Source organism: Paenalcaligenes hominis (assembly GCF_011927625.1).
Taxonomy (GTDB): domain Bacteria; phylum Pseudomonadota; class Gammaproteobacteria; order Burkholderiales; family Burkholderiaceae_B; genus Paenalcaligenes; species Paenalcaligenes hominis.
In genome coordinates this window covers 499,616-522,354 of sequence record NZ_JAATIZ010000001.1, presented here as the reverse complement: position 1 = coordinate 522,354, position 22,739 = coordinate 499,616, and the positions used below count along the sequence as shown (strand labels likewise).

Annotated in this window: 20 protein-coding genes; 9 read left to right on the top strand and 11 right to left on the bottom strand. The window is 48.1% G+C overall.

Annotation, left to right across the window (positions count from 1 at the left end; translation table 11 throughout):
* Nucleotides 1-4 precede the first annotated feature (4 nt).
* Together GGR41_RS02385 and recJ are read left to right on the top strand one after the other, a co-directional pair.
* Nucleotides 5-955, top strand: coding sequence for a hypothetical protein (locus GGR41_RS02385; protein ID WP_167660470.1), 951 nt, complete (start codon nt 5-7; stop codon nt 953-955).
* A complete protein-coding gene (gene recJ, locus GGR41_RS02380) occupies nt 937-2,640 on the top strand; it encodes a single-stranded-DNA-specific exonuclease RecJ (RefSeq protein ID WP_167660469.1) in 1,704 nt (567 codons plus the stop codon). The genes GGR41_RS02385 and recJ overlap by 19 nt, the downstream gene beginning before the upstream one ends.
* Before the next feature lie 44 nt (nt 2,641-2,684).
* Here the strand turns inward: recJ and GGR41_RS02375 are convergent, their stop codons facing one another.
* Nucleotides 2,685-3,596, bottom strand: coding sequence for a DMT family transporter (locus tag GGR41_RS02375; protein WP_167660468.1), 912 nt, complete (start codon nt 3,594-3,596; stop codon nt 2,685-2,687).
* Nucleotides 3,597-3,928: 332 nt separating this feature from the next.
* On the opposite strand from GGR41_RS02375, the gene infA reads away from it, so the two are divergent.
* The 5 genes from infA (at nt 3,929) to lysS (ending at nt 9,431) form a co-directional block, all read left to right on the top strand.
* Nucleotides 3,929-4,201 (top strand): translation initiation factor IF-1, encoded by a 273-nt coding sequence (gene infA, locus GGR41_RS02370; RefSeq protein WP_077733346.1) that lies wholly within the window; start codon nt 3,929-3,931, stop codon nt 4,199-4,201.
* Between the two features lie 107 nt (nt 4,202-4,308).
* Nucleotides 4,309-5,955 (top strand): methyl-accepting chemotaxis protein, encoded by a 1,647-nt coding sequence (locus GGR41_RS02365; RefSeq protein WP_167660467.1) that lies wholly within the window; start codon nt 4,309-4,311, stop codon nt 5,953-5,955.
* A gap of 88 nt (nt 5,956-6,043) precedes the next feature.
* Nucleotides 6,044-7,148, top strand: a protein-coding gene (prfB, locus tag GGR41_RS02360; protein ID WP_209279715.1) for a peptide chain release factor 2 whose coding sequence is annotated in 2 segments (ribosomal slippage) — nt 6,044-6,124 and nt 6,126-7,148 — 1,104 coding nt in all. Because the reading frame shifts where the segments join, the coding sequence is not laid out codon by codon here.
* Nucleotide 7,149: 1 nt separating this feature from the next.
* On the top strand, nt 7,150-7,902 hold the full coding sequence (locus tag GGR41_RS02355; protein WP_229711165.1) for an SDR family NAD(P)-dependent oxidoreductase: 753 nt from the start codon (nt 7,150-7,152) through the stop codon (nt 7,900-7,902).
* Nucleotides 7,903-7,913: 11 nt separating this feature from the next.
* A complete protein-coding gene (gene lysS, locus GGR41_RS02350; RefSeq protein WP_167660465.1) occupies nt 7,914-9,431 on the top strand; it encodes a lysine--tRNA ligase in 1,518 nt (505 codons plus the stop codon).
* Between the two features lie 64 nt (nt 9,432-9,495).
* On the opposite strand, the gene GGR41_RS02345 is transcribed toward lysS, so the two are convergent.
* The 6 genes from GGR41_RS02345 to uvrB form a co-directional block, all read right to left on the bottom strand.
* On the bottom strand, nt 9,496-9,957 hold the full coding sequence (locus GGR41_RS02345) for a MaoC family dehydratase (RefSeq protein ID WP_167660464.1): 462 nt from the start codon (nt 9,955-9,957) through the stop codon (nt 9,496-9,498).
* An 85-nt stretch (nt 9,958-10,042) separates the two neighbouring features.
* Entirely contained in the window at nt 10,043-10,366 is a 324-nt protein-coding gene (locus tag GGR41_RS02340) for a HesB/IscA family protein (RefSeq protein ID WP_167660463.1), read from the bottom strand.
* A 9-nt stretch (nt 10,367-10,375) separates the two neighbouring features.
* Entirely contained in the window at nt 10,376-10,756 is a 381-nt protein-coding gene (locus GGR41_RS02335) for an iron-sulfur cluster assembly scaffold protein (protein WP_167660462.1), read from the bottom strand.
* Between the two features lie 10 nt (nt 10,757-10,766).
* Complete coding sequence (locus GGR41_RS02330; RefSeq protein ID WP_371020603.1) at nt 10,767-11,963, bottom strand: IscS subfamily cysteine desulfurase; 1,197 nt, start codon at nt 11,961-11,963, stop codon at nt 10,767-10,769.
* 19 nt (nt 11,964-11,982) lie between these two features.
* The gene (locus tag GGR41_RS02325; protein WP_077733354.1) at nt 11,983-12,486 is read right to left on the bottom strand and encodes a Fe-S cluster assembly transcription factor; all 504 of its coding nucleotides are present in this window, start codon (nt 12,484-12,486) and stop codon (nt 11,983-11,985) included.
* Nucleotides 12,487-12,624: 138 nt separating this feature from the next.
* Entirely contained in the window at nt 12,625-14,652 is a 2,028-nt protein-coding gene (gene uvrB / locus GGR41_RS02320) for an excinuclease ABC subunit UvrB (protein WP_167660460.1), read from the bottom strand.
* 67 nt (nt 14,653-14,719) lie between these two features.
* Between uvrB and GGR41_RS02315 the strand changes: the two genes are divergently transcribed.
* Entirely contained in the window at nt 14,720-15,922 is a 1,203-nt protein-coding gene (locus tag GGR41_RS02315) for an amino acid aminotransferase (RefSeq protein WP_167660459.1), read from the top strand.
* Nucleotides 15,923-16,025: 103 nt separating this feature from the next.
* Complete coding sequence (lexA, locus tag GGR41_RS02310) at nt 16,026-16,649, top strand: transcriptional repressor LexA (RefSeq protein ID WP_167660768.1); 624 nt, start codon at nt 16,026-16,028, stop codon at nt 16,647-16,649.
* 91 nt (nt 16,650-16,740) lie between these two features.
* Here lexA and lon read toward each other — a convergent pair whose 3' ends face one another.
* The 4 genes from lon to tig form a co-directional block, all read right to left on the bottom strand.
* Entirely contained in the window at nt 16,741-19,173 is a 2,433-nt protein-coding gene (lon, locus tag GGR41_RS02305) for an endopeptidase La (protein ID WP_167660458.1), read from the bottom strand.
* A gap of 150 nt (nt 19,174-19,323) precedes the next feature.
* Nucleotides 19,324-20,607: an ATP-dependent Clp protease ATP-binding subunit ClpX gene (gene clpX, locus GGR41_RS02300; RefSeq protein ID WP_077733358.1), complete on the bottom strand. Its 1,284-nt coding sequence runs from the start codon at nt 20,605-20,607 to the stop codon at nt 19,324-19,326.
* Nucleotides 20,608-20,696: 89 nt separating this feature from the next.
* Nucleotides 20,697-21,356: an ATP-dependent Clp endopeptidase proteolytic subunit ClpP gene (gene clpP / locus GGR41_RS02295; protein ID WP_149026085.1), complete on the bottom strand. Its 660-nt coding sequence runs from the start codon at nt 21,354-21,356 to the stop codon at nt 20,697-20,699.
* Nucleotides 21,357-22,664, bottom strand: coding sequence for a trigger factor (tig, locus tag GGR41_RS02290; protein ID WP_149026086.1), 1,308 nt, complete (start codon nt 22,662-22,664; stop codon nt 21,357-21,359).
* Nucleotides 22,665-22,739: the final 75 nt, after the last annotated feature.

The window sequence follows — 22,739 nt, the reverse complement described above, 5'->3', positions numbered from 1 at the left end:
GTTAATGACTGCTGCTAATTCCTGTATTGTATTAAGTGAAGCGCTGGCTCCGGCTCCGATGGCCGCCGAGCTAATAAAGCACCTCCCTACTTACGCGCCGAACTTAGTTCGCTATTTGGACCAATGCCAAAGTAAAATAGTTCGGCCTGCTCTAGACCAGACTCGTTGTACTGCACTTGAGGCGTGGCAGGTGGAGCAAGCAGGTTTTCCTGCTGCGACAGCAAAGCATAACGCAGCTTTAGCTCTTTTGTTAGCATCCAAGGCAGAAAAAACACCAACCATCGCCCCAGATAAGCCCTTTTGGTTAGCCGAGCTGGTGCACTTAGCCCCCTCTAGAGACGGAGCCGCTTTAATCCCAGCAACAGACTTACAGATTACCCCCGAGCAGAGTCATGAGCTACTTAACGCAGCGCAATTACTCTGCGAAGGCACTGGTTTTCGTCTAGAACCTTGGTCTGCCCACCACTGGCAACTGCATAGTGCAATAGAATTACCTGCCGTGTTTGCTAGCCCAGCACTTGTTAGTCGTAGTGCTGTAAACGACTGGTGGGATCAAAACCCGGCCACCCGAGAATGGCGGCGTTTTGTCAACGAGCTGCAAATGCTGTATTTTAATCATCCTGTGAATCAAGCCCGTCTTCATCACGGTTTACCTCCCATCAACAGTTTATGGCCCGTGGGTGGACTCGCTGGAAATGCGTGGCAACCTCAACCTCGTCCCTATCAGCTGTTTGATACATTGACCGAACCGTATTTACGCCAAGACTGGGGGCTTTGGTTGCAAAGCTTGCAGCAATTAGACCTTGAGCTCAAGACAGAGCTATCCCATCAGCCGGATCTCGTCTTAACTAATACCGAACAGCTATTGATTGCTAGTCCACGACCCACACGTTTTTGGCACCGTTTTATGCAACCCACCTCTACTTGGAGATCACATTGGCTCGTCCAGTCTTAAGTCCTCGTCCCTCACAGCCCGATATCGCAGATCAACTGACTCATGCTGGATTACATCCATTATTAGCACAATTGTTTGCAGCCCGTCACGTCACCGATGTGCAGCAAACGAGCTCCCGTTGGAACGCCTTACTAGCCCCGCATAGCTTGCATGATATTAATAAAGGAACACAGCTATTAGCGGATGCCATAGAGGAACAGCTACGCATTGTTATTGTGGCTGACTACGACTGCGATGGGGCAACTGCGTGTGCCATTGGGATGCGCGCATTAAGTGAAATGGGGGCCGATGTGGATTTTTTCGTCCCCAATCGATTTGAAACAGGATACGGTTTGTCCCCTGAGGTCGTTGAGCTGCTATTGCACCATCCAAACGGTAAACCCGATTTGATCGTCACCGTAGACAACGGCATTGCAAGTGTAGAAGGCGTTGCATTAGCAAACCAACTGGGCATGCAAGTGCTCATTACTGATCACCACTTGCCTGGCGACACCCTTCCTGCTGCGGCAGCTATTATTAACCCCAGCCATCCACAGTGTGCGTTTCCTTCTAAAAATCTTGCTGGCGTTGGCGTTATTTTTTATCTTATGTTGGCTTTACGCGCTGAACTGCGGGAACGCGGCGCATTTGATCTGGAGGACCAGCCCCGTCTTGATCAACTCGCAGACATTCTGGCTTTAGGCACCGTAGCCGATGTGGTTAAACTGGACGCCAATAATCGCTTACTGGTGGCTCAAGGTCTAAAGCAAATTCGTCAAGGCAACGCCCATGCAGGTATTCAAGCCTTATTTGCTATCGCAGGACGACAGCCCCAACTCGCCAATGCGTTTGATTTAGGCTTTGCGGTAGGCCCTCGTATTAATGCAGCTGGACGGCTCGAGGACATGAGTATCGGGATTCGCTGCTTATGCACTGACGACCCACTTGAAGCGATGGAGTTGGCTCAAGAGCTAGACCGTATTAATCAAGCGCGCCGTCAAATTGAAACCCAAATGCATCAAACTGCGCTGCGCTCTGTAGAGCAAATGATGCAAATGGAGCCACGCGCTAGTGTGTGCGTCCATCAGGCTGACTGGCATCAAGGGGTAGTGGGACTGGTGGCTTCCCGATTGAAAGAACGCTACTGGCGCCCTACTATTGCCTTTGCTCCCGGCGATAACGGAGAACTTAAAGGCTCAGGCCGTTCTATTCCTGATGTGCATTTACGCGACGTATTAGATTTAGTATCCAAAAAACACCCCGGATTAATTTTAAAATTTGGGGGACACTCGATGGCAGCAGGCTTAAGTATCCACCAAAACAGCCTAAGGCTATTTGAGCAAGCTTTTGATCAAGCGGTAGTGGAATTCACCGGCAAAACCCAGTTTGATCCTGTCATTGAGCATGACGGATCTTTGGCCGTTGAGTTTATGGATATTCCTACTGCCGCTTTGCTAAGCCAACAAGTCTGGGGGGCCGGTTTCCCTGCGCCTACTTTTGTAGACAGTTTTCGTGTTGTGCATCAACGTGTGCTTAAGGAAAAACATTTGAAACTGCGCGTAGAGCGCGACGGTTTGATCTTTGACGCCATCTGGTTTAATCAAAATCAACCCGTTCACGACCACATTGAAATGGCTTACCGACTGGATGTAAATCACTGGAATGGCCAAAGTCAATTGCAGCTTATGGTGGAGTTTGCCCACTAATACCCCGTGCGCCCTGCGGGACAGGGCGCACTATCTAGCACGTATTAAGCGGGAACGCTAGCTCTGGAGGCGTAGACAATTCCGCCAACGATTAATAAAAAGGCCAGTCCATGATACAGCTCTGGGGCTTGACCTAAAAAAACCAACGACAGCAACGCGGCAAATAACGGCATTAAATTTGCAAAAAAGCCCGCCATAGCCGGCCCTACCCGCTGCACGCCCAGACCCCAGCATCTAAATGCGATAATGGCAGGCCCGACTGCCACGTAAAACAAGGCTAACCCTAACCCCCAGCTCCACTCAATATGCCAATCGGTTAATGCCCACTCGCCAATAGAAAAAGCCCCTGACCACATCACACCAAAGGTAACCTGAGCAAGTAATAAGGTAGACCAGTTTTGTTTCATTTCGGGCTCGTGCCGATCTTGGCTTAAAAGCCAGCTATAAAATGCCCAAACAATCGTGGCGAACACCATATAAATATCGCCAATTACAAAACGAAAATGCACCAATTCGCTAAGATCACCACGAATCAAAATAATCGCCACACCTAAGAGTGACAATAAAGCACCACCTAATTGGCGCAATGAAATAGTGGAATTAAAAAACAAACGCCCAATTAACAGCATCCAAATAGGCATACTGGCATTGACCAGCGTGACATTAATTGGCGAGGAGCTGTGTAGTGCCATGTATTGCATTGCGTTGTATAGGCCGACCCCGAGTAAGCCTAATAACGCATAATGGCGCCAATGACGCCATAACGCACTGCCTGGCCGTAATATCTTGCCCCCAAACAGACACAAAATACCAAACGCAATGAACCACCGAATAAAATTCAATGTAATAGGTGGAATCATCTCGCTGATCACGCGCCCCACTACTGCATTTCCCGCCCATAAAAATGTCGCTATTACCAACAGCAAGACCGCCGAGGGCGTGAGTTTTTGATTCATGTTTTATCCTTGCAGAAGCTATTAAGCGGCTTCGTTCGTGTCTCCGAAACTGAAAATTATATAGAAAGCCATCTGATAAACCTAGGCGTCACCCTAACCTTACATCGTAAGTCCTTGACCAAAAAAGGCTTTTGGCCTATACTATAAATTGCTTAAAGTTGTTTTTCACCTAGGCATGTGCCTACGTCCACTGTCCCATCGGTGCCATAGCACCGGAGCCCAAGGCTCCTCTCTTTTATCGCAGTCAGTACTGCGACAGCGCCCTTGTTTCCTTTAACGAACTTGCATCTCGTTAGAGCATTAGGCTTTTTTAATTTAAAAAGGACTTTATTATGTCAAAAGAAGAACTATTGGAAATGCACGGTTCCGTTACTGAAGTATTACCTGATTCCCGTTATCGTGTTGTATTAGAAAATGGCCACCCTGTGATCGCTTATACAGGCGGCAGAATGCGTCGTCACCATATTCGTATTTTAGCTGGCGATGAAGTGACGCTAGAAATGTCCCCCTATGACCTAACTAAAGGTCGCATTACTTTCCGTCATTTGCCTAAACGCAATAACAACGCCCCTACTGGCGCTAGCAACCACCGTCGTCGTCGCTAAACACTGTTAAATCTTGCTAGCGTTCCTCGAACGCTATGACACGCTGCTGTCATATAAAAATGTAACCATAACCTACTTATTTCGCTTTTTTATTATGGTTATGTGTCATGTCAAAAACGCACTTTACGATTAAGAGCAGTTTTATTGTTTATTTTGTTCTGCTCGTCGTTTTTGCTTTACTTACGTACAGCGCTCTCATCCATTTAACGCGTACTATTACTCAGCTGCAACAGGCTCAAACCACTCGATTCCAAGTGGCGCATAGTATTAATGAGTTTACCTCTATCACTGAAGCCATGGCCCGCGATGCCATGGCTTTTGTTTCAAGCGAGCAGCCCGAGTTCAAACAGCGTTACGAGCAACACGCCTCTGTGTTTCATGGCGCTCCAGATCACCCTCAAAGCCTACGCTACTTAATTCAGACCAGCCCTCTTGCCGAAGCAGAGCAAAAGGGCTTCGAGCAAGCTTATGCGTTAGCTGCCGAGTTAAGCTCCGCTCAGAAAAATGCTCTAGCCATTGCATCAGGGGAGATAGAAGACGACGACGGCACGGTGCGTATTGCTTTGCCCAACACCTTAATGGCACAAGCGCTGTTATTTAACCAGGCCTATCAAGACACCACCCATCAACTCAGCGCGTTACTCGCACAAATTAACCAAAGCCAACGCGAACGAGTAGAGAATGATGTGAATGAGGCCACGCGCAAAAGTCGTAGTGCGTATGGTTTGGCTTTGATCAGCTTATGCGCCATGTTGTTAGGCAGTGGATTAGGTTTATGGCGGCTTTATGGATCCATTCGTCAGCCCTTACGCCAAAGCATGACACAAGCGCGTCGGCTTGCAGCAGGGGACTTACAGGCCCATATTATTCATCAACGTCACGATGAGCTAGGGCAACTACTGCATGCATTAAATGGAATTGGTACAGGCTTGCAACATACACTGCGCACCGTACACCAACATAGTGATGATTTACAACATGCTTCTCAACGCCTAGTCCAAAACCACAGCGATCTACGCGACCTAAGCGAAAAACAAAATCATCAACTTGAAAAGACCGAGCAGACGTGTCAGTTAGTGAGTCACAATATTTTTAACCAAAGCCAGCAAATAGCCCAAGCCCATGAATTGAGTCAACATGCAGCACAGCTTATGCAAGCCGGAAGCCTAAGCTCAGCCCAAATGACTCAAGCTATGCAAGCGATTCAGCAGAGCACGCAACAGATCCGCGGCATTGTAGAGCTGATACAAACCATCTCTTTTCAAACGAATTTATTAGCATTAAATGCCGCCGTTGAAGCAGCGCGCGCCGGCTCAGAAGGCCGAGGCTTTGCGGTAGTCGCTGCAGAGGTGCGGCAACTCGCTCTACGTTCAGCACAAGCCTCGCAAGATATCGAGCGCTTAATCACCACCAATGTTGAGCAAATAGAACGCGGCAGCAGTTCTGCACAGCAGGCCCATAACTTTAGCGAAAAAATAGCGCAGACTATGAATGAAGTGCAAACTATTATGACGCAGGTAGCTTACGGTTTTGCTGAACAAAAAGATCAAGTTACTCACATGCATCAAACCGTCACCGATTTGTCTCGTACTACGAATCAAAAACTAAGACTAATGGACCAAGCGGCACATGAAACCACAGTCCAACTCACTCAGGTACAAGCCTTGCATCAGCTCATTGACTGCTTTTCCTTTAGTTCACAAAAAACGCAAGATGTACACTCCCACCCCACCTCTACGCTCGCTCTTTACTGATTCTTGAATCCATTTTCTGCATAAAGCGTAAAATTCGCTAAAATAGTGCAAATGCATAATAAATCAAATTATTAACCAGGATACAAAGATGGAATCAGAACACATCAATCAAATCGAAGCTCAACTCGAGGATTACCTCGAACGCACCCTCGAACTGCGGAGGTATCTTTGACTACGATGAAAAAGCGCATCGCTTACACGTAGTCAATGCCGAGTTTGAAAACCCTCACATTTGGGATGACCACGAACGCGCTCAAGAGCTTGGGCGTGAGAAAAAAAGCTTAGAAACAGTGGTTCATGGCCTAGATGAAATCCATCAAGGTCTAGTTGATGCCCAAGAGCTGTTTGAGTTAGCTGCTATGGATAATGACGACGACACCTTAATGTCTATTGAGTCTGACATCCACCAATTAGGAAAGCGCATCGAGGAATTTGAATTCCGTCGCATGTTCTCAAACCCTGCTGACAATCTTAATTGCTTCTTAGATATCCAAGCGGGCGCAGGCGGCACCGAAGCCCAAGACTGGGCCTCTATGCTGTTACGCCAATACGTACGTTATGCCGAGCACAAAGACTTTAAAGTCGAAATTCTTGAACAGTCTGATGGCGAGGTCGCAGGCATCAAGTCGGCCACGATTAAAATCGAAGGCGAATACGCTTATGGCTTATTACGCACCGAAACAGGGGTGCATCGTCTTGTACGCAAAAGCCCTTTTGACTCCAATCACGGTCGTCACACCTCATTTAGTAGCGTGTTTGTTTACCCCGAAGTCGATGACTCCTTTGAGATCGAGGTCAACCCCGCCGACTTGCGTGTTGATACCTACCGCGCTAGTGGCGCTGGGGGGCAGCACGTTAACAAAACGGATTCTGCCGTGCGCTTAACGCACGAGCCCACCGGTATTGTAGTGCAGTGTCAAAACGATCGTTCACAGCACCGCAACCGCGCTGAGGCAATGCAAATGCTGAAATCGCGTCTCTTCGAGTTAGAAATGCGCCAACGAATGGCCGAGCAACAAAAACTCGAAGACTCCAAAAGCGATGTAGGCTGGGGTCACCAAATTCGTTCCTATGTGTTGGATCAAAGCCGCATTAAAGACTTACGCACAAACGTGGAAATTTCAAACACGCAGCGTGTACTCGATGGCGATCTGGACCCATTCATTGAAGCTAGCCTCAAACAAGGAGTCTAAATTGATTAATGAGGTCATTGTTATCACGGGCGTATCCCGTGGCTTGGGCTTAGCATTAGCTCAACAGCTTGCTCAGCCACAGCGTCTTGTAATTGGTATTGCGCGCAGTAACAACGCCCAGCTTGCTGCCCATTGTCATGCGCATGATTGCGCCTATCATTTTATTCAAACCGACCTAGCCCTACCCCAAGGCTGCGCTCATGCGGCCCATGCGCTAGGCGAACTGCTGCAGGCCCACCCTCAAGCTCGGTCTTATTGGCTAATTAACAACGCAGGCACTGTCGCGCCCATGGCACAGTCTCATCAGTTGACTGACCCCTATCCCATTGCGCACGCTCTACAATTAAACGTGGGAAGCCTAATCAGTCTTAGCGCTGCCTTCTTAACGCATGCTCCCGCTGCCTCGGATCGCCGCATTTTAAACATCTCTTCCGGTGCAGGACGAGGGCCCGTTCCAGGTTGGGGCGTATACGGTGCGACCAAATCTGCGGTAGACTATTTCACTCAGACCCTAGCCCTTGAACAGCCTCAAGTCCGTACGGTCGCTTTAGCACCCGGGGTCATCGATACCGACATGCAAGCTGATATTCGCCAAACCGAGCCGGAATCTTTCCCCAATCGCGAACGCTTTATCCAGCTTCATCAAAATCAACAACTTGCCTCAGCATCGTTTACTGCTGAACAGATTGCCCGTTATCTTGCGAATGACACATTTGGCACCAAAACCGTCGATGATATTCGCCATTATTTTTAATTGTTTTACTCATGACTTCTACTACTGAGTCAACTCACGTTGACGAAAATCATCTGATCGCAGAGCGTCGTACAAAACTTTCCGCGTTACGCGAGCATGGCAATGCCTACCCAAATGATTACCAGCCTGAGCACCATGCCCAACAATTACACCAGCTTTACGATGACCAAGACAAAGAAACGCTAGCCGCCGCACCTCAGCAAGCCAGCGTGGCTGGTCGTATGATGCTAAAGCGTGTCATGGGCAAAGCCAGCTTTGCTACGCTGCAGGACAGCTCGGGCCGTATTCAAATCTACCTAGATAAAAGCACGCTAGGCGAAGACATCTATGAACAGTTTAAGACGTGGGATATTGGCGATATTCTTGCGGTAAGCGGTGAAATGTTCAAAACCAATAAAGGCGAACTTTCTATTAAAGCGCACGAAATTCGCTTGTTGGTTAAATCACTACGCCCCCTACCAGACAAGTTCCACGGTTTAGCCGATCAAGAGCTACGCTATCGTCAACGCTACGTAGACTTGATCATGAGCGATGACACTCGCACTACATTTTTAGCGCGCAGCAAGGCCATTAACAGCATTCGTCAACATATGGTTGAAGCCGGCTTTCTAGAGGTCGAAACGCCTATGTTGCATCCTATTCCGGGTGGCGCAGCCGCCAAGCCGTTTGTTACGCATCACAATGCGCTCGACATGGAGATGTATTTGCGTATTGCGCCCGAGCTTTATTTAAAACGCTTGGTGGTGGGTGGGTTCGAACGTGTATTTGAAATTAACCGCAACTTCCGCAACGAAGGGGTTAGCCCGCGTCACAACCCCGAGTTCACCATGATGGAGTTTTACGCGGCCTATACTGACTACCACTGGTTAATGGATTTCACCGAAACGCTGATTCGCTCTGCGGCGGTGGCTGCGTGTGGTTCTGCAGAGATCTCTTATCAAGGGGAAGCCTTGCGTTTAGATCAGCCCTTTGATCGACTCACCATTGTAGAAGCCATTCAAAAATACTTCCCTCACTACAGCACAGAACAGCTTAACGACATGGATTTCCTTAAGGCCGAGCTTACGCGTAAAAAAGTCGATATTCATGCACCGGCTTTCTTGCATGCTGGGGTAGGCGCTTTGCAATTGGCTTTGTTTGAAGAAACGGCCGAAGCCAAGCTGTGGCACCCTACTTTCATCGTGGACTACCCTGTCGAGGTCTCACCTCTAGCTCGTGCATCCGATCACGACCCTGCTATTACTGAGCGTTTTGAGCTCTTTATTACAGGCCGTGAAATCGCAAATGGTTTTTCTGAGTTAAACGACCCCGAAGATCAAGCCGCACGTTTCCTTGCCCAAGTCGAAGCCAAAGACGCTGGTGACGAAGAAGCCATGTATTTTGATGCCGATTATATTCGCGCCTTGGAATACGGCATGCCGCCTACAGGTGGCTGTGGTATTGGTATTGATCGTTTAGTCATGCTGCTAACAGATAGCGCCAGTATTCGTGACGTCATCTTATTCCCACATTTACGCCGAGCTGACTAGCCGTCTAAGTCGATCACCTTGATCTCATCCGAACAGCACGCTTTACTTAGCGTGCTGTTTTTTATTAAAGCTCGATATTTTTACGACGTACAACCAGCTTTGACAGCATGCGTTGTACGATAGCGCCGTGTTGATTTTTAGTTAATGATTCGAGCAACACAATGCCTCGGTCTTTTTTAGTGCGCGAGGGGGTAATACTGATGATCTCAGACTGAACATGGAGGATATCGTCAGGGCGTGTGGCCTGAGGCCATGTGACTTCGCAACCAGCACCCACGAGGCCGCCAACAAAAGGGACACTTTCCACTAAGAGTTTCATTGTAATCCCTGCCGTATGCCAACCGCTAGCAGCTAACCCAGCAAAAAAACTCTGTTGGGCTAAAACAGGGTCCGTATGAAAAATCTGAGGGTCAAACTGTTTCGCATAAGCGATAATTTGCTCTGCATCCAAGGCGTGAGTACGACTGGTGTACTGATCGCCTTGCGTTAAATCCTCGAGATAATATTTAGCCCCTGCGTTAGACATAGCAATTCCTATTAGCTAAAACAATAAAAAAGCTGACTACCTGTCTAGAGCGGTAATCAGCTTTTAGTAGAACTAATGCGTCGACCTAGACCGTAAAGGACTCACCACAACCACATGCTGCTTTTTCATTGGGGTTGCGGAATTTAAACATTTCACTTAAGCCTTTACGTTCGTAGTCAATTTGTGTGCCATCGACAAAAGGCAAGCTACGTGGATCCACATACACGCGGATACCTTGGTCTTCGAATACATGATCGTTTTCTGCGGCCTCATCCACGTAGTTGACTTCGTAAGCCATGCCTGAACACCCGGTCAAACGTACACCTAAACGTAGACCTAAACCTGAGCCACGTTTTTCAAGGTGCTTGCTAATGTGTTCAGCGGCTTGAGACGTTAGTGTAATAGACATATGTACCTCTTAGTGTGTAACACTTGCTTCGGCCTGACGCCAAGCAAGTAATAATTGTTCGGCAGCCTCGGAGGCTAGCCAAGCGCAGTGTAATTTAATGCCAGTTAAGCCTAAAGCCGTGACTAAAGGCTGGGTATCAAAGTGTTCGAGCTGATCTACAGGAGTGCCCTCTAATAGCTCGCATACATAGTCGGCCGTGGCGATACATGCCCCACAACCGTATGCCTTGAAACGAGCAGCCTGGATGCGCTGAGCATCGATGGCAATATAGATCTCCATTACAGCACCCTGTTCAGGTGCGCCAACACGGGCTTGCAAAACTTGTTCCCCCTGAAGGGTGCCTGCAAACTGAGGCTGCATAAACCGTGCACGTACAGTATCAGAATACATTATTTATCCTTTAAAGAGCCACTGCCAAGTCGGACTCGCCCTGCCAAACGGGCGATAACGCGCGTAGACGTCGTACCTGGGTGACGATTTCAGATAAAGCGGTATCCAGATCCTGTTGAGTGGTTTGACGACCTAAACTTATTCGTAAAGAACTATGGGCAAGCTGCGGTGAACGTCCGAGAGCCATCAGCACATAGGACGGAGCTAGGCTGGCTGACGTGCAGGCAGAGCCGCTAGAGACAGCTAGACCAGTTAAAGACATCATTAGCGCTTCGCCTTCGATACCTTCAAAACTAATATTCAGATTATTAGGCAGACGGTGTTCGAGTGAGCCGTTAAGATGAATATTAGGAAGCTGGGCCTGTAACTGCTGCCAGAACTGATCGCGCAGGGTTTGAATATGAGCTTGTTCTGTAGCCATTTCCTGTTGGGCTAGCTCGAAGGCCGCCCCCATGCCCACAATTTGATGAGGAGCCAAGGTGCCTGACCTAAAGCCACGCTCGTGCCCGCCCCCATGAATTTGTGCGGCAAGACGAACACGCGGCTTGCGACGTACATAAAGCGCGCCGATCCCTTTTGGGGCATAGAGCTTATGGCCCGAAAATGACATCAAATCGGCCTGAATGGTATCTACATTTAAATCAATTTTACCCGCACCTTGGGCTGCATCAATATGAAAAATAATATTGTGTTCGGCACAGAGTGCCCCGATGCCCTCTAGATCTTGAATGACACCAATTTCATTGTTAGCAGCCATCACAGATACCAAGGTCGTATCAGGACGAATGGCGGCTTTGAGCTGATCGAGGGTGATGAGCCCTTCTGTGTTTACAGCTAGATAGGTAACCTCGAAGCCCTGAGTTTCTAAATAAGCAAAGGTATCGAGTACTGCTTTGTGTTCGGTATTAACGGTAATAAGGTGTTTGCCCTGCTCAGCGTAGGCCAAAGCAGCCCCTTTAATAGCGAGGTTGTTAGACTCGGTTGCCCCGGAAGTCCAAACAATTTCACGCGGATGAGCCTGCACCAACGTTGCTACCTGCACCCGCGCGCGCTCTACGGCTTCTTCGGCGTCCCACCCGTAAGCATGTGTATTTGAGGCCGGATTCCCATACTGGGTAGTTAACCAAGGCATCATTTGCTCTAAGACGCGAGCGTCTAAGGGGGTGGTGGCGGCATAATCTAAATAAACGGGATAGGTAGTAGACAAAACCAACTCCAATAAAAATCTAACAAGTCGCTTGTTCGGGTGTAATACGATGCGTAGGGTGTTGAGTGCTTTGTTGTTGACGCACGGATTCCTCTAATTGTCGCATACGTTGTTGATCAACGAGGTCTTGCAATGAGACCGAATCCAAGTAGTCCACCATTTTACGACTTAATGTGGCCCAAAGCTCGTGGGTCATGCACTGAATGCGATTGCCGTTCTCATCTTTTTCGCAATCGCCCTTGCCACCGCAGTTGGTTGCATCAAGCGGTTCATCTACAGCAAAAATAATATCAGCGACCGTAATATGTCGAGCTAGACGTGCCAAGCTGTACCCACCACCGGGGCCGCGCGTGCTATCTACGAGCTCGTGACGACGCAAGCGACCAAATAATTGCTCTAAGTATGACAAGGATATGCTTTGACGTTCACTAATTTTGGCTAAAGTTACTGGCCCGCTTTGTTGTCGCAGAGCCAAGTCAATCATTGCCGTAACGGCAAAACGTCCTTTAGTGGTTAAACGCATAATCTGTTCCTTGAGAGAAGCTGTTGCTGGCGAGGGATAGCCCTCATACCCGACTAATTTAGTCCAGTATAACAAATACCCATTATTTCAGTAAGGTATTAAGTACTTTTTTTGCATTTTTGTTTTATAAGCACCTGCTTAACTAAGTAAGGCTTGGTCTTTTAAGCGCCGTAACTGATCACGCGTTTGCGCAGCAGCCTCGAACTCTAAGTTTTTCGCTTGATCCATCATTTGTTTTTCTAGGCGTTTTAGTTCGCGCGCCAAGACTTTTTCATCGCGTATCAAATCAAAGTCCAAATCAGCAAGCTCGTTAGATGACACCTGAGCAGGAGCCAATACGCCATCAATTAAATCGCGCACGGCCTTGTTCACACCACGCGCGGTAATACCGTGATCAATATTAAACTGCAATTGCTTTTCACGACGGCGTTCGGTTTCATCCATGGCTTTGCGCATGGACTCTGTAATGCGGTCTGCATATAAAATAGCGTGACCTTTCAAATTTCGAGCTGCACGGCCTATGGTTTGAATAAGACTACGCTCTGAGCGCAGAAAGCCTTCTTTATCAGCGTCCAAAATAGCCACTAATGAGACTTCGGGTATATCTAGCCCCTCGCGTAAGAGGTTAATCCCTACGAGCACATCAAACACACCTAAACGTAGATCGCGAATAATTTCTACACGCTCTACAGTATCAATATCAGAGTGCAAATAACGCACTTTTACGCCGTGCTCCGCCAAAAACGCACTGAGATCCTCTGCCATTTGCTTAGTAAGCGTGGTGATTAGCACCCTTTCTTTTAAGGCGACGCGTTGAGTAATTTCCCCAAATACATCATCAACTTGGGTGGTAGCTGGCCGTACCTCTACGATCGGATCCACCAACCCCGTAGGGCGCACCACTTGCTCTACGACTTGATCAGCATGGGTTTGCTCGTAAGCAGCCGGTGTGGCCGATACAAATACGGTTTGCGGCATACGTTGCTCGAACTCGTCCATTTTTAAAGGCCGGTTGTCGAGTGCCGAGGGGAGTCTAAAACCGAACTGTACTAAGGTCTCCTTGCGTGAGCGGTCGCCTTTGTACATGCCGCCAATTTGTCCCATCGTGACATGGCTTTCATCAATAAACATAATCGCGTTTTTGGGCAAATAATCAATTAAAGTAGGCGGAGGATCGCCTGCTTTAGCGCCAGATAAATGACGCGAATAGTTTTCAATCCCTTTACAAAAACCCAGTTCGTACATCATTTCTAAATCGAAACGAGTGCGTTGCTCTAGGCGTTGGGCTTCGACCAGCATCCCTTGATCAATAAAGTAGGCTAAACGGTCTTTGAGCTCTTCTTTGATCGTTTCAATAGCGCGCAATACGGTCTCGCGTGGTGTCACAAAATGAGAACCGGGATACACCGTAAAACGCACTACCTCTTGAAGCACCTTGCCGGTTAATGGATCAAATAAAGCCAGGCTTTCTATCTCATCATCAAACAAAGTCACACGCAAAGCTTGTTCCGCATTCTCAGCAGGGAAAATATCAATGGTCTCGCCACGCGCTCTGAACATACCCCGCTCGAACTCAGTATCGTTACGCTCATATTGCATCGCTACTAGGCGCGCTAACAGCTCTTGGCGTCCGATTTCATCCCCTTGGCGCAAGGTCAACACCATGGCATGGTAGTCGGCTGGGTTACCTATACCGTAAATGCATGAGACCGACCCCACAATAATGGTGTCAGGGCGCTCAAGTAGGCTTTTCGTCGCAGATAAACGCATCTGCTCGATGTGCTCGTTAATAGACGAGTCTTTCTCGATGAAAAGATCACGTGATGGCACATAGGCCTCGGGCTGGTAGTAATCGTAATACGACACGAAATACTCCACCGCATTTTTAGGAAAGAATTCGCGCATCTCTGCATACAACTGAGCCGCTAGCGTTTTATTCGGTGCCAACACAATAGCAGGCCGACCACTGCGTGCAATAAGGTTGGCCATGGTATAGGTTTTACCCGAACCCGTTACCCCGAGTAAGGTTTGATACATCAAACCATCTGATAAACCCTCGTTTAGCGCCTCAATCGCCGTTGGTTGATCCCCAGCCGGAGCATAGGGTTGATAAAGTTGAAACGGACTATTCGGATACTGAACGAATTGCGGTGTAAAGGTTTGCATACGTCACCCAGATTGATAGATACTCTTATTATCTCATTATTTCTTAGCGCAATTTCTGTTATCTGTTATGAATACCTTGTTTTCACACGTTACTCAAGTTCCACGCGACCCAATTCTAGGGCTCAATGAATTATTCCAAGCGGACGCCCGACCTCATAAAATTAATCTAGGTGTCGGGGTGTATTATGATGAACAAGGGCAAATGCCGTTATTGAACGTCGTCAGAAAAACAGAAAATGACTTAGCAGAGCAAAGCGCTGCCCGAGGGTATTTACCCATCGATGGCATTCCCCATTACAACATGGGTGCGCAACACTTACTATTAGGTAGGGACGCTTTGCCCATTCATCAAGAGCGCGCCGTCACTATTCAAAGCTTAGGCGGTACCGGTGCACTAAAGCTGGGGGCTGATTTCCTTAAAACCGTCGTCCCTGATGCGGTGGTGGCTATTAGCAACCCAAGCTGGGAAAATCACCGCGCTTTATTCGAAAAAGCCGGTTTTACTGTAGTGGACTACCCCTACTACAACGCACAGACTCAAGGCCTCAATATCGAAGGGATGCTTGCGTTCTTACAGCAACTGGCGCCTCAAAGCATAGTGGTGCTTCATGCTTGCTGTCACAACCCCACCGGTATCGACCCTACCTTCGAGCAATGGCAACGTATTGCTCAGGTGCTAAAGGCCAATCAACTGATTCCTTTTATGGACATTGCGTATCAAGGCTTTGGGGCCGGTTTGGACGAGGACGCTAAAGCCGTGCGCTATTTAGCGGATCAAGGCATCCCCATGTTGGTTAGCTCTTCATTTTCTAAGTCCTTTGCCTTGTATGGCGAGCGTGTCGGGGCGCTCACCGTGATAACGAACCATGCCGATGAAAGCCCTAAGGTTTTAAGCCAACTCAAGCGTATGGCGCGTACAAATTACTCTAACCCGCCCACCCACGGGGCACAAATTGTCAACGTGATCCTAAATGACAACCAACGATTTGCCGAATGGGAAACCGAACTCGGCCACATGCGCCAGCGCATTCATGCCATGCGTCACCAACTGGTTACGCAGCTAGCTCAGCACGGTGTACAAAAAGACATGTCATTTATCCTGCAACAACAGGGCATGTTTTCGTATTCAGGCCTAACCCAAGCTCAAGCACAACGTTTACGTGACGAAGACGCGATCTACCTCTTAGATACAGGACGTATTTGCGTAGCAGCACTCAATGAACACAATATTTCTACAGTGGCGGCAGCCATTGCTCGTGTGGTGCAATAAACACCTCGCAAAAACTCAGTGAAACCGGCTTAAAAGCCGGTTTTTCTTGCTTTTTTGTTAGAGATCATTGACAATTAAACTGTATATAACCCCAGTCTATGGTATTGCCGTGAAACTTACTGCCCGCCAACAACAAATCTTCGACTTAATCCGTAGCGAAATTCAGCGCACCGGTTTTCCGCCCACTCGTGCTGAAATTGCAGAGCGCTTTGGTTTTAAATCTGTTAATGCTGCCGAAGACCACCTTAAAGCGCTAGCACGTAAAGGCGCCATTGAATTGGTTTCAGGCACATCTCGCGGTATTCGCCTACTCGTTGATAGCCATACTCCTACAAAAAACTACCAGCTTCCTATTATTGGGCGCGTGGCAGCGGGTCATCCTATTTTGGCGACCGAGCATATTGAGCGTGAAATCGGCGTCGAGCCCTCACTATTTTCCCAAGCTCCCGATTACTTATTACGGGTACGCGGCCTAAGCATGCGCGACGCCGGTATACTCGAAGGCGATCTCTTAGCGGTCAAACGTAGCTCCGAGGCGCGTAATGGTCAAATTGTCGTCGCCCGCTTAGGCGACGAAGTCACCGTGAAACGTTTACAGCGTCAGGGCAAAAAAATTGCTCTTCTGCCAGAAAACCCTGACTTTGAACCCATCATTATCCAAAAGCAAGACGAATTTTCGCTCGAAGGCATTGCTGTGGGTCTCATTCGCGACCAAGCCTTTAATTAACTCTACTCAAAAAATCTTGCCATAAAAAAAGCCATGATACATATCATGGCTTTTTTAGTTCGATCGGGCGCTAACCCGATCGAGATAGGTCTTAGTGCTTAATCACACCGCTGACAGCTGGCGTAGTTTTAGCTGCCACGGCCTCGGCAGTAATACGCGCTAGCTCTTCGTCAGACAACGGAGTTGGCATTTTCTCTAGAGCGACTTCAAGCACCCGATCAATCCAACGTACAGGAATAATTTCCAATGTGTTTTTTACATTGTCGGGGATCTCGGCCAGATCCTTCACATTTTGTTCAGGAATCATTACGGTCTTAATGCCACCGCGCTGAGCCGCAAGAAGTTTTTCTTTTAACCCGCCAATTTCCAGTACCTCGCCACGTAATGTGATTTCACCTGTCATTGCTACATCTGCACGAATAGGAATACCTGTTAGTGAAGACACAATGGCAGTGGTAATGGCAATACCCGCAGAAGGACCATCTTTAGGTGTGGCACCATCCGGAAAGTGAACATGCAAATCACGCTTATCAAAGATAGGATCAGCCACCCCCCATTTTTGAGCACGTGAACGGACCACCGTGCGTGCGGCCTCGACAGACTCTTTCATGACATCGCCAATCGAGCCAGTACGCTGAATAGTCCCTTTACCTGGCATGTCAGCGACCTCGATAGTGAGTAGATCACCACCCACTTCTGTCCAAGCAAGGCCAGTGACTTGACCCACTTTGTTTTCCGTTTCAGCAACACCAAAATCATAACGGCGTACACCAAGGAAATCGCTTAAATTGTCGCTATTCACCACAATGGTCTCGGCTTTAGTGCCTTTGGGCTGCACAAGAAACTTGTGGACGGCTTTACGACAAATCTTGCTGATTTCACGCTCTAGCGAACGCACCCCTGCCTCGCGGGTATAGTAGCGTACGACATCGCGAATGGCTTCTTCGGTGATCTCGAGTTCGCCCTTTTTCACGCCATTGTTAATCATGAGCTTAGGAATCAAGTGCTTAAAGGCAATATTCACTTTTTCGTCTTCGGTGTACCCGGACAACCGAATGACTTCCATACGATCAAGTAACGCAGGTGGGATGTTCAACGTGTTGCTAGTGGCGACAAACATCACATCGGAAAGATCGAAGTCCACCTCGAGGTAATGATCTTGGAAAGTGTGGTTTTGTTCGGGATCCAACACCTCGAGTAAAGCCGAAGACGGGTCGCCACGGAAATCAGCCCCCATCTTGTCGATCTCGTCGAGCAAGAACAACGGGTTACGCACACCCACTTTGCTCATGTTTTGTAGGATTTTACCTGGCATAGAACCAATGTAAGTGCGACGATGACCACGAATCTCGGCTTCATCACGTACACCACCTAAAGCCATACGCACATATTTGCGATTCGTGGCCTTGGCAATAGACTGCCCTAATGAGGTTTTACCCACCCCGGGCGGCCCAACCAAACACAAAATGGGCGCCTTAAGCTTAGAAACGCGCTGCTGTACAGCTAAATACTCGACAATGCGTTCTTTAACCTTTTCAAGGCCATAGTGATCGGCATCCAACACATCTTCAGCATTCGTTAAAGAGTTGTTAATACGACTGCGTTTACGCCAAGGCAGGCCAATTAAGGTGTCGAGGTAATTGCGAACCACGGTGGCCTCTGCCGACATAGGCGACATCATTTTGAGCTTTTTCAGTTCGGCTTCGGCTTTCTTTAGTGCGTCTTTAGGTAACTTGGACTCAGCAATACGCTGCTCAAGTTCTTCGATTTCTGCACCGTCCTCGCCCTCGCCTAGCTCTTTTTGAATGGCTTTAACCTGCTCGTTTAAGTAGTAATCGCGCTGGCTTTTTTCCATTTGTTTTTTAACACGACCACGAATCCGTTTCTCGACCTGCAGAATATCAATTTCTGTCTCGAGTTGGCTGAGTAAGGCTTCGAGGCGCTCAACCACTGGAACGGACTCAAGCATTTGTTGTTTTTGCTCAAGTTTTAATGGCAAGTGCGCTGCCACCGTGTCAGCCAAACGGCTGGCCTCTTCGATCGCATTCAAAGACGTCAAGATTTCCTGAGGAATTTTTTTATTTAATTTGACGTACTGCTCGAATTGAGCGACCACCGCACGACGCAAGGCCTCAGCTTCGGCTGGGGTCTCTGTGGCATTTTCTATTGTAATGGCTTTGCCACTGAAGTGAGTATCGTTGTCGATCACCGCTTCGATCTTGGCACGCTCAACGCCCTCGACCAGAACTTTAACTGTTCCGTCGGGCAGTTTTAACATTTGTAAAATGGATGCCGCACAACCGATTTCATACATATCGTCGGCGGTGGGCTCGTCTTTGCTAGCCGTTTTTTGCGCTACCAATAAAATGGTATTGCCCGACTCCATGGCGAGTTCAAGCGCCTTGATGGAGCGAGGACGTCCAACAAATAAAGGAATCACCATATGTGGGAACACCACCACATCACGTAAAGGCAATAGAGGGAGTTCTGTGGATTCCATAGATAAAATCTGGCTTGCAGACATAGTAATTTCCTTTTAATTACCTTAGACCACAAGGGGAAGCAAGATAGCTTCCCCTTGTGGTTCTAGCTTCTGACTTACAGATTGAGGCGAACTTGGCAATTTCAAGTAGGCGAAACGTAAAAACAGTGCTAACGGATAAATAGATGATGATTAGGCCACGGCATTATCGCCGGAGGCTTGAGTGAGGGCTTCGGCAGCATGCACCACAACGGGTTTAGCAGTGCCTTCGACGGCTTCTTTGGTAAGAATCACTTTGCTAACATCTGTCATTGAGGGAAGGTCGTACATGGTGTCCAACAAGGACTTTTCCACTATAGAACGTAAACCTCGAGCCCCTGTTTTGCGCTTGATGGCAGCTTGAGCTACTGTTTTTAATGCATCGTCTTCGATATCAAGCTCGACGTCTTCCATGCTAAATAGCTGCTGGAATTGTTTAATCAACGCGTTTTTGGGCTCGGTCAAAATACGAATCAACGCCTCTTCGTCTAATTCTTGGAGTGTAGTAACGACTGGTAAGCGCCCCACTAGCTCGGGGATTAGACCAAATTTAATGAGATCCTCGGGCTCGACTTCAGCAAAAAGCTCGCCCACGCCACGTTCGCTGCGCGCACTGACCTTAGCACCAAAACCAATGCCTGATTTTTCTGTGCGGTTTTGAATTACTTTTTCTAAGCCATCGAATGCCCCACCCACAATAAATAAGATATTGGTGGTGTCGACTTGAATAAAGTCTTGATTAGGATGTTTACGACCACCCTGTGGAGGCACAGAAGCCACCGTTCCTTCGATGATTTTTAATAAAGCCTGCTGTACACCCTCGCCTGATACATCGCGTGTAATTGACGGGTTATCAGCCTTACGAGAAATTTTGTCGATTTCATCGATATAGATAATAGCGCGCTGCGCTTTTTCTACATCGTATTCACATGCTTGTAATAGCTTTTGAACTATATTTTCTACGTCCTCGCCCACGTAACCGGCCTCGGTTAAGGTCGTTGCGTCAGCCATGACAAAAGGAACCTTCAGCATGCGAGCTAGCGTTTGTGCAAGCAATGTCTTTCCTGAGCCAGTAGGGCCAATGAGTAAAATATTACTTTTGGAAAGCTCTACATCGCCTGTTAGACCCGAATACTGGATACGTTTGTAGTGGTTATAAACGGCGACGGCTAAGTTGCGCTTGGGCTGATCTTGGCCAATGACGTATTCATCAAGAAACGCTTTGATTTCATGCGGCGTAGGTAACTCGGACCCGATGAGCTCAACAGCACTTTGCTCTTGCTTGTCCTCTAGAATCATCTCATTGCACAAACTAATACACTCATTGCAAATGTAGACTGACCCAGGACCTGAAATAAGCTTCTCTACCTCGCTTTGTGTTTTATTACAAAAAGAGCAGTGGAGCGCTTTATCGTCGGTCGGATGTTTATCGGACATAAATATATAAAATCAAAATAATGCGGCAAGCCGCAGATAGCAGGGATAAGGATGGGAGCGACAAAGCCTAGACTTTGCCGCCATAACCCTTAAATATCGTCGGTACGATGAGTGAGAACTCGGTCTAGTAGACCGTATTCCGTTGCCTCGGCAGCGTCCATAAAACGGTCACGCTCTGTATCGAGTGCGATTTGCTCAATGCTTTGGCCAGTGTTATCAGCCAAAATACGATTGAGGCGTTCGCGTAAGCTTAGGATTTCCTTTGCTTGAATTTGAATATCAGAAGCTTGACCTTGAGCGCCACCCGAAGGCTGATGAATCATGATGCGTGAGTTTGGCAACGCAAAGCGCTTGCCCTTTTGCCCAGAGGACAAAAGAAAAGCGCCCATGCTTGCGGCCATACCCGTACATAAGGTCGACACCTCGGGCTTTACAAACTGCATCGTATCGTAGATAGCCATACCCGCATACACTGACCCACCTGGTGAGTTAATGTAGAGCGAAATATCTTTATCTGGGTTTTCCGACTCTAAGAACAACAATTGCGCCACAATTAAATTGGCGGAATTATCGTTAACGGGCCCAACCAAAAAGATAATGCGCTCACGCAATAAGCGCGAATAAATATCGTAAGAACGCTCTCCGCGGCCAGACTGCTCAACCACAATAGGAACATAGCCGAGGCCAGTAGGCGTTACAGCATGTCCACCATTCATAGATGCATAGAAGTCGATAAAACGAGACGACATTTAGTTATTTCCCATTAATTGCTCAAAATCCACGTCTTCATCAGTCACTTTGGCTTGGGACACAATATGAGCAACCACATTGTCTTCCAATACAATCGCCTCGATCTCAGCACGACGCTGAGCATCGGATAAGTAGAAGCTAATGACCTCTTCAGGCTGTTCGTAGTTTTGGGCGAACTCTTCGATACGAGCACGGACTTGTTCTGGTGTAGCAGATAGCTCGGCGCTTTCTACTAGAGCAGATAACAATAAACCTAAACGTACACGACGCTCTGCTTCGTCCTGGAATACATCCTCGGGGATAGGCATATCATCGGCGTTAGGCAAACCACGCTGTTTGAGCTCTTGGCGAGCCGCAGCAATGCGGTTTTGGATTTCGCTTTGAACTAGAGCTTTAGGCACATCAAAGCTGCTAGCAGCAAGAAGCGCATCCATTACGCTGGCTTTAGTACGTGCGTTAACACGGGCTTTGGCTTCGCGTTCGATGTTAGCGCGAACATCAGCCAATAGGCTTTCGATGTTGCCTTCTTCTTGGCCAAGCTCTTTGGCAAAGTCATCGTTTAACTCGGGCAACACAGGCTCGGCAACTTCAGTGACCTTAATGGTGAACTGAGCGGTTTTGCCAGCGACCTCGGTACCACCGTAGTCTTCGGGGAACTCGAGAGGGAACTCTTTTTCTTCGCCAGCTTTCATACCTAAGGTGGCTTCTTCGAATTCAGGCAACATACGACCTTGGCCTAAAACAAAGGAGAAACCTTCTGCCGTACCACCATCAAAGGCTACGCCATCAATTTCGCCTTTAAAATCTAGGGTAACACGGTCATCGTTTTGGGCTTCGCGGCCATCACGGGCTTCGTAGTTAGCACGCTGCTTGCGGAGAATATCGAGAGTGCGCTCGACTTCGGCATCACCAACGGTGACATCGCTGCGAGTGACCTCTAGGGTGTCTAGTTCGGGCAAGGTGATTTCTGGATACACTTCGAAGGTCGCGCTAAATACCATTTGATCTTCAGCGGCGTCTTCCTTAGGTGTAATAGAAGGTACACCAGCGATGCGCAAACCGCTGTTTTCGATTGCGCTGTCTAATGCTTTGCCTAGTTCATTGTTAATTGCATCGTAACGGATGCTAGGGCCATGGCTGCGCTCTACGATAGATAGAGGGGCCTTTCCTGGGCGAAAACCCTGGATTTTGGCTGTACGCGCCACACGTTTAAGTTGTGCCTGGACTTCTTTTTCGACATCTGCTGTAGAGATAGCCACATCGATTCGGCGCTCCAAACCGGACAGAATTTCAACCTCGGGCTGCATTAGAGACCTATATAAATGAGTAAGTTAACAAAAAATACATATCTTACCGGAAAAAGTTCAAAAAATAACCGGATA

What these genes read in the sequence shown, in the direction of transcription:
- GGR41_RS02385 (WP_167660470.1), top strand. Translation starts at nt 5, where the DNA reads ATGACTGCTGCTAATTCCTGTATTGTATTAAGTGAAGCGCTGGCTCCG.
- GGR41_RS02375 (WP_167660468.1), bottom strand. Translation starts at nt 3,596, where the DNA reads ATGAATCAAAAACTCACGCCCTCGGCGGTCTTGCTGTTGGTAATAGCG.
- infA (WP_077733346.1), top strand. Translation starts at nt 3,929, where the DNA reads ATGTCAAAAGAAGAACTATTGGAAATGCACGGTTCCGTTACTGAAGTA.
- GGR41_RS02365 (WP_167660467.1), top strand. Translation starts at nt 4,309, where the DNA reads ATGTCAAAAACGCACTTTACGATTAAGAGCAGTTTTATTGTTTATTTT.
- lysS (WP_167660465.1), top strand. Translation starts at nt 7,914, where the DNA reads ATGACTTCTACTACTGAGTCAACTCACGTTGACGAAAATCATCTGATC.
- GGR41_RS02345 (WP_167660464.1), bottom strand. Translation starts at nt 9,957, where the DNA reads ATGTCTAACGCAGGGGCTAAATATTATCTCGAGGATTTAACGCAAGGC.
- GGR41_RS02340 (WP_167660463.1), bottom strand. Translation starts at nt 10,366, where the DNA reads ATGTCTATTACACTAACGTCTCAAGCCGCTGAACACATTAGCAAGCAC.
- GGR41_RS02335 (WP_167660462.1), bottom strand. Translation starts at nt 10,756, where the DNA reads ATGTATTCTGATACTGTACGTGCACGGTTTATGCAGCCTCAGTTTGCA.
- GGR41_RS02325 (WP_077733354.1), bottom strand. Translation starts at nt 12,486, where the DNA reads ATGCGTTTAACCACTAAAGGACGTTTTGCCGTTACGGCAATGATTGAC.
- uvrB (WP_167660460.1), bottom strand. Translation starts at nt 14,652, where the DNA reads ATGCAAACCTTTACACCGCAATTCGTTCAGTATCCGAATAGTCCGTTT.
- GGR41_RS02315 (WP_167660459.1), top strand. Translation starts at nt 14,720, where the DNA reads ATGAATACCTTGTTTTCACACGTTACTCAAGTTCCACGCGACCCAATT.
- lon (WP_167660458.1), bottom strand. Translation starts at nt 19,173, where the DNA reads ATGTCTGCAAGCCAGATTTTATCTATGGAATCCACAGAACTCCCTCTA.
- clpX (WP_077733358.1), bottom strand. Translation starts at nt 20,607, where the DNA reads ATGTCCGATAAACATCCGACCGACGATAAAGCGCTCCACTGCTCTTTT.
- clpP (WP_149026085.1), bottom strand. Translation starts at nt 21,356, where the DNA reads ATGTCGTCTCGTTTTATCGACTTCTATGCATCTATGAATGGTGGACAT.
- tig (WP_149026086.1), bottom strand. Translation starts at nt 22,664, where the DNA reads ATGCAGCCCGAGGTTGAAATTCTGTCCGGTTTGGAGCGCCGAATCGAT.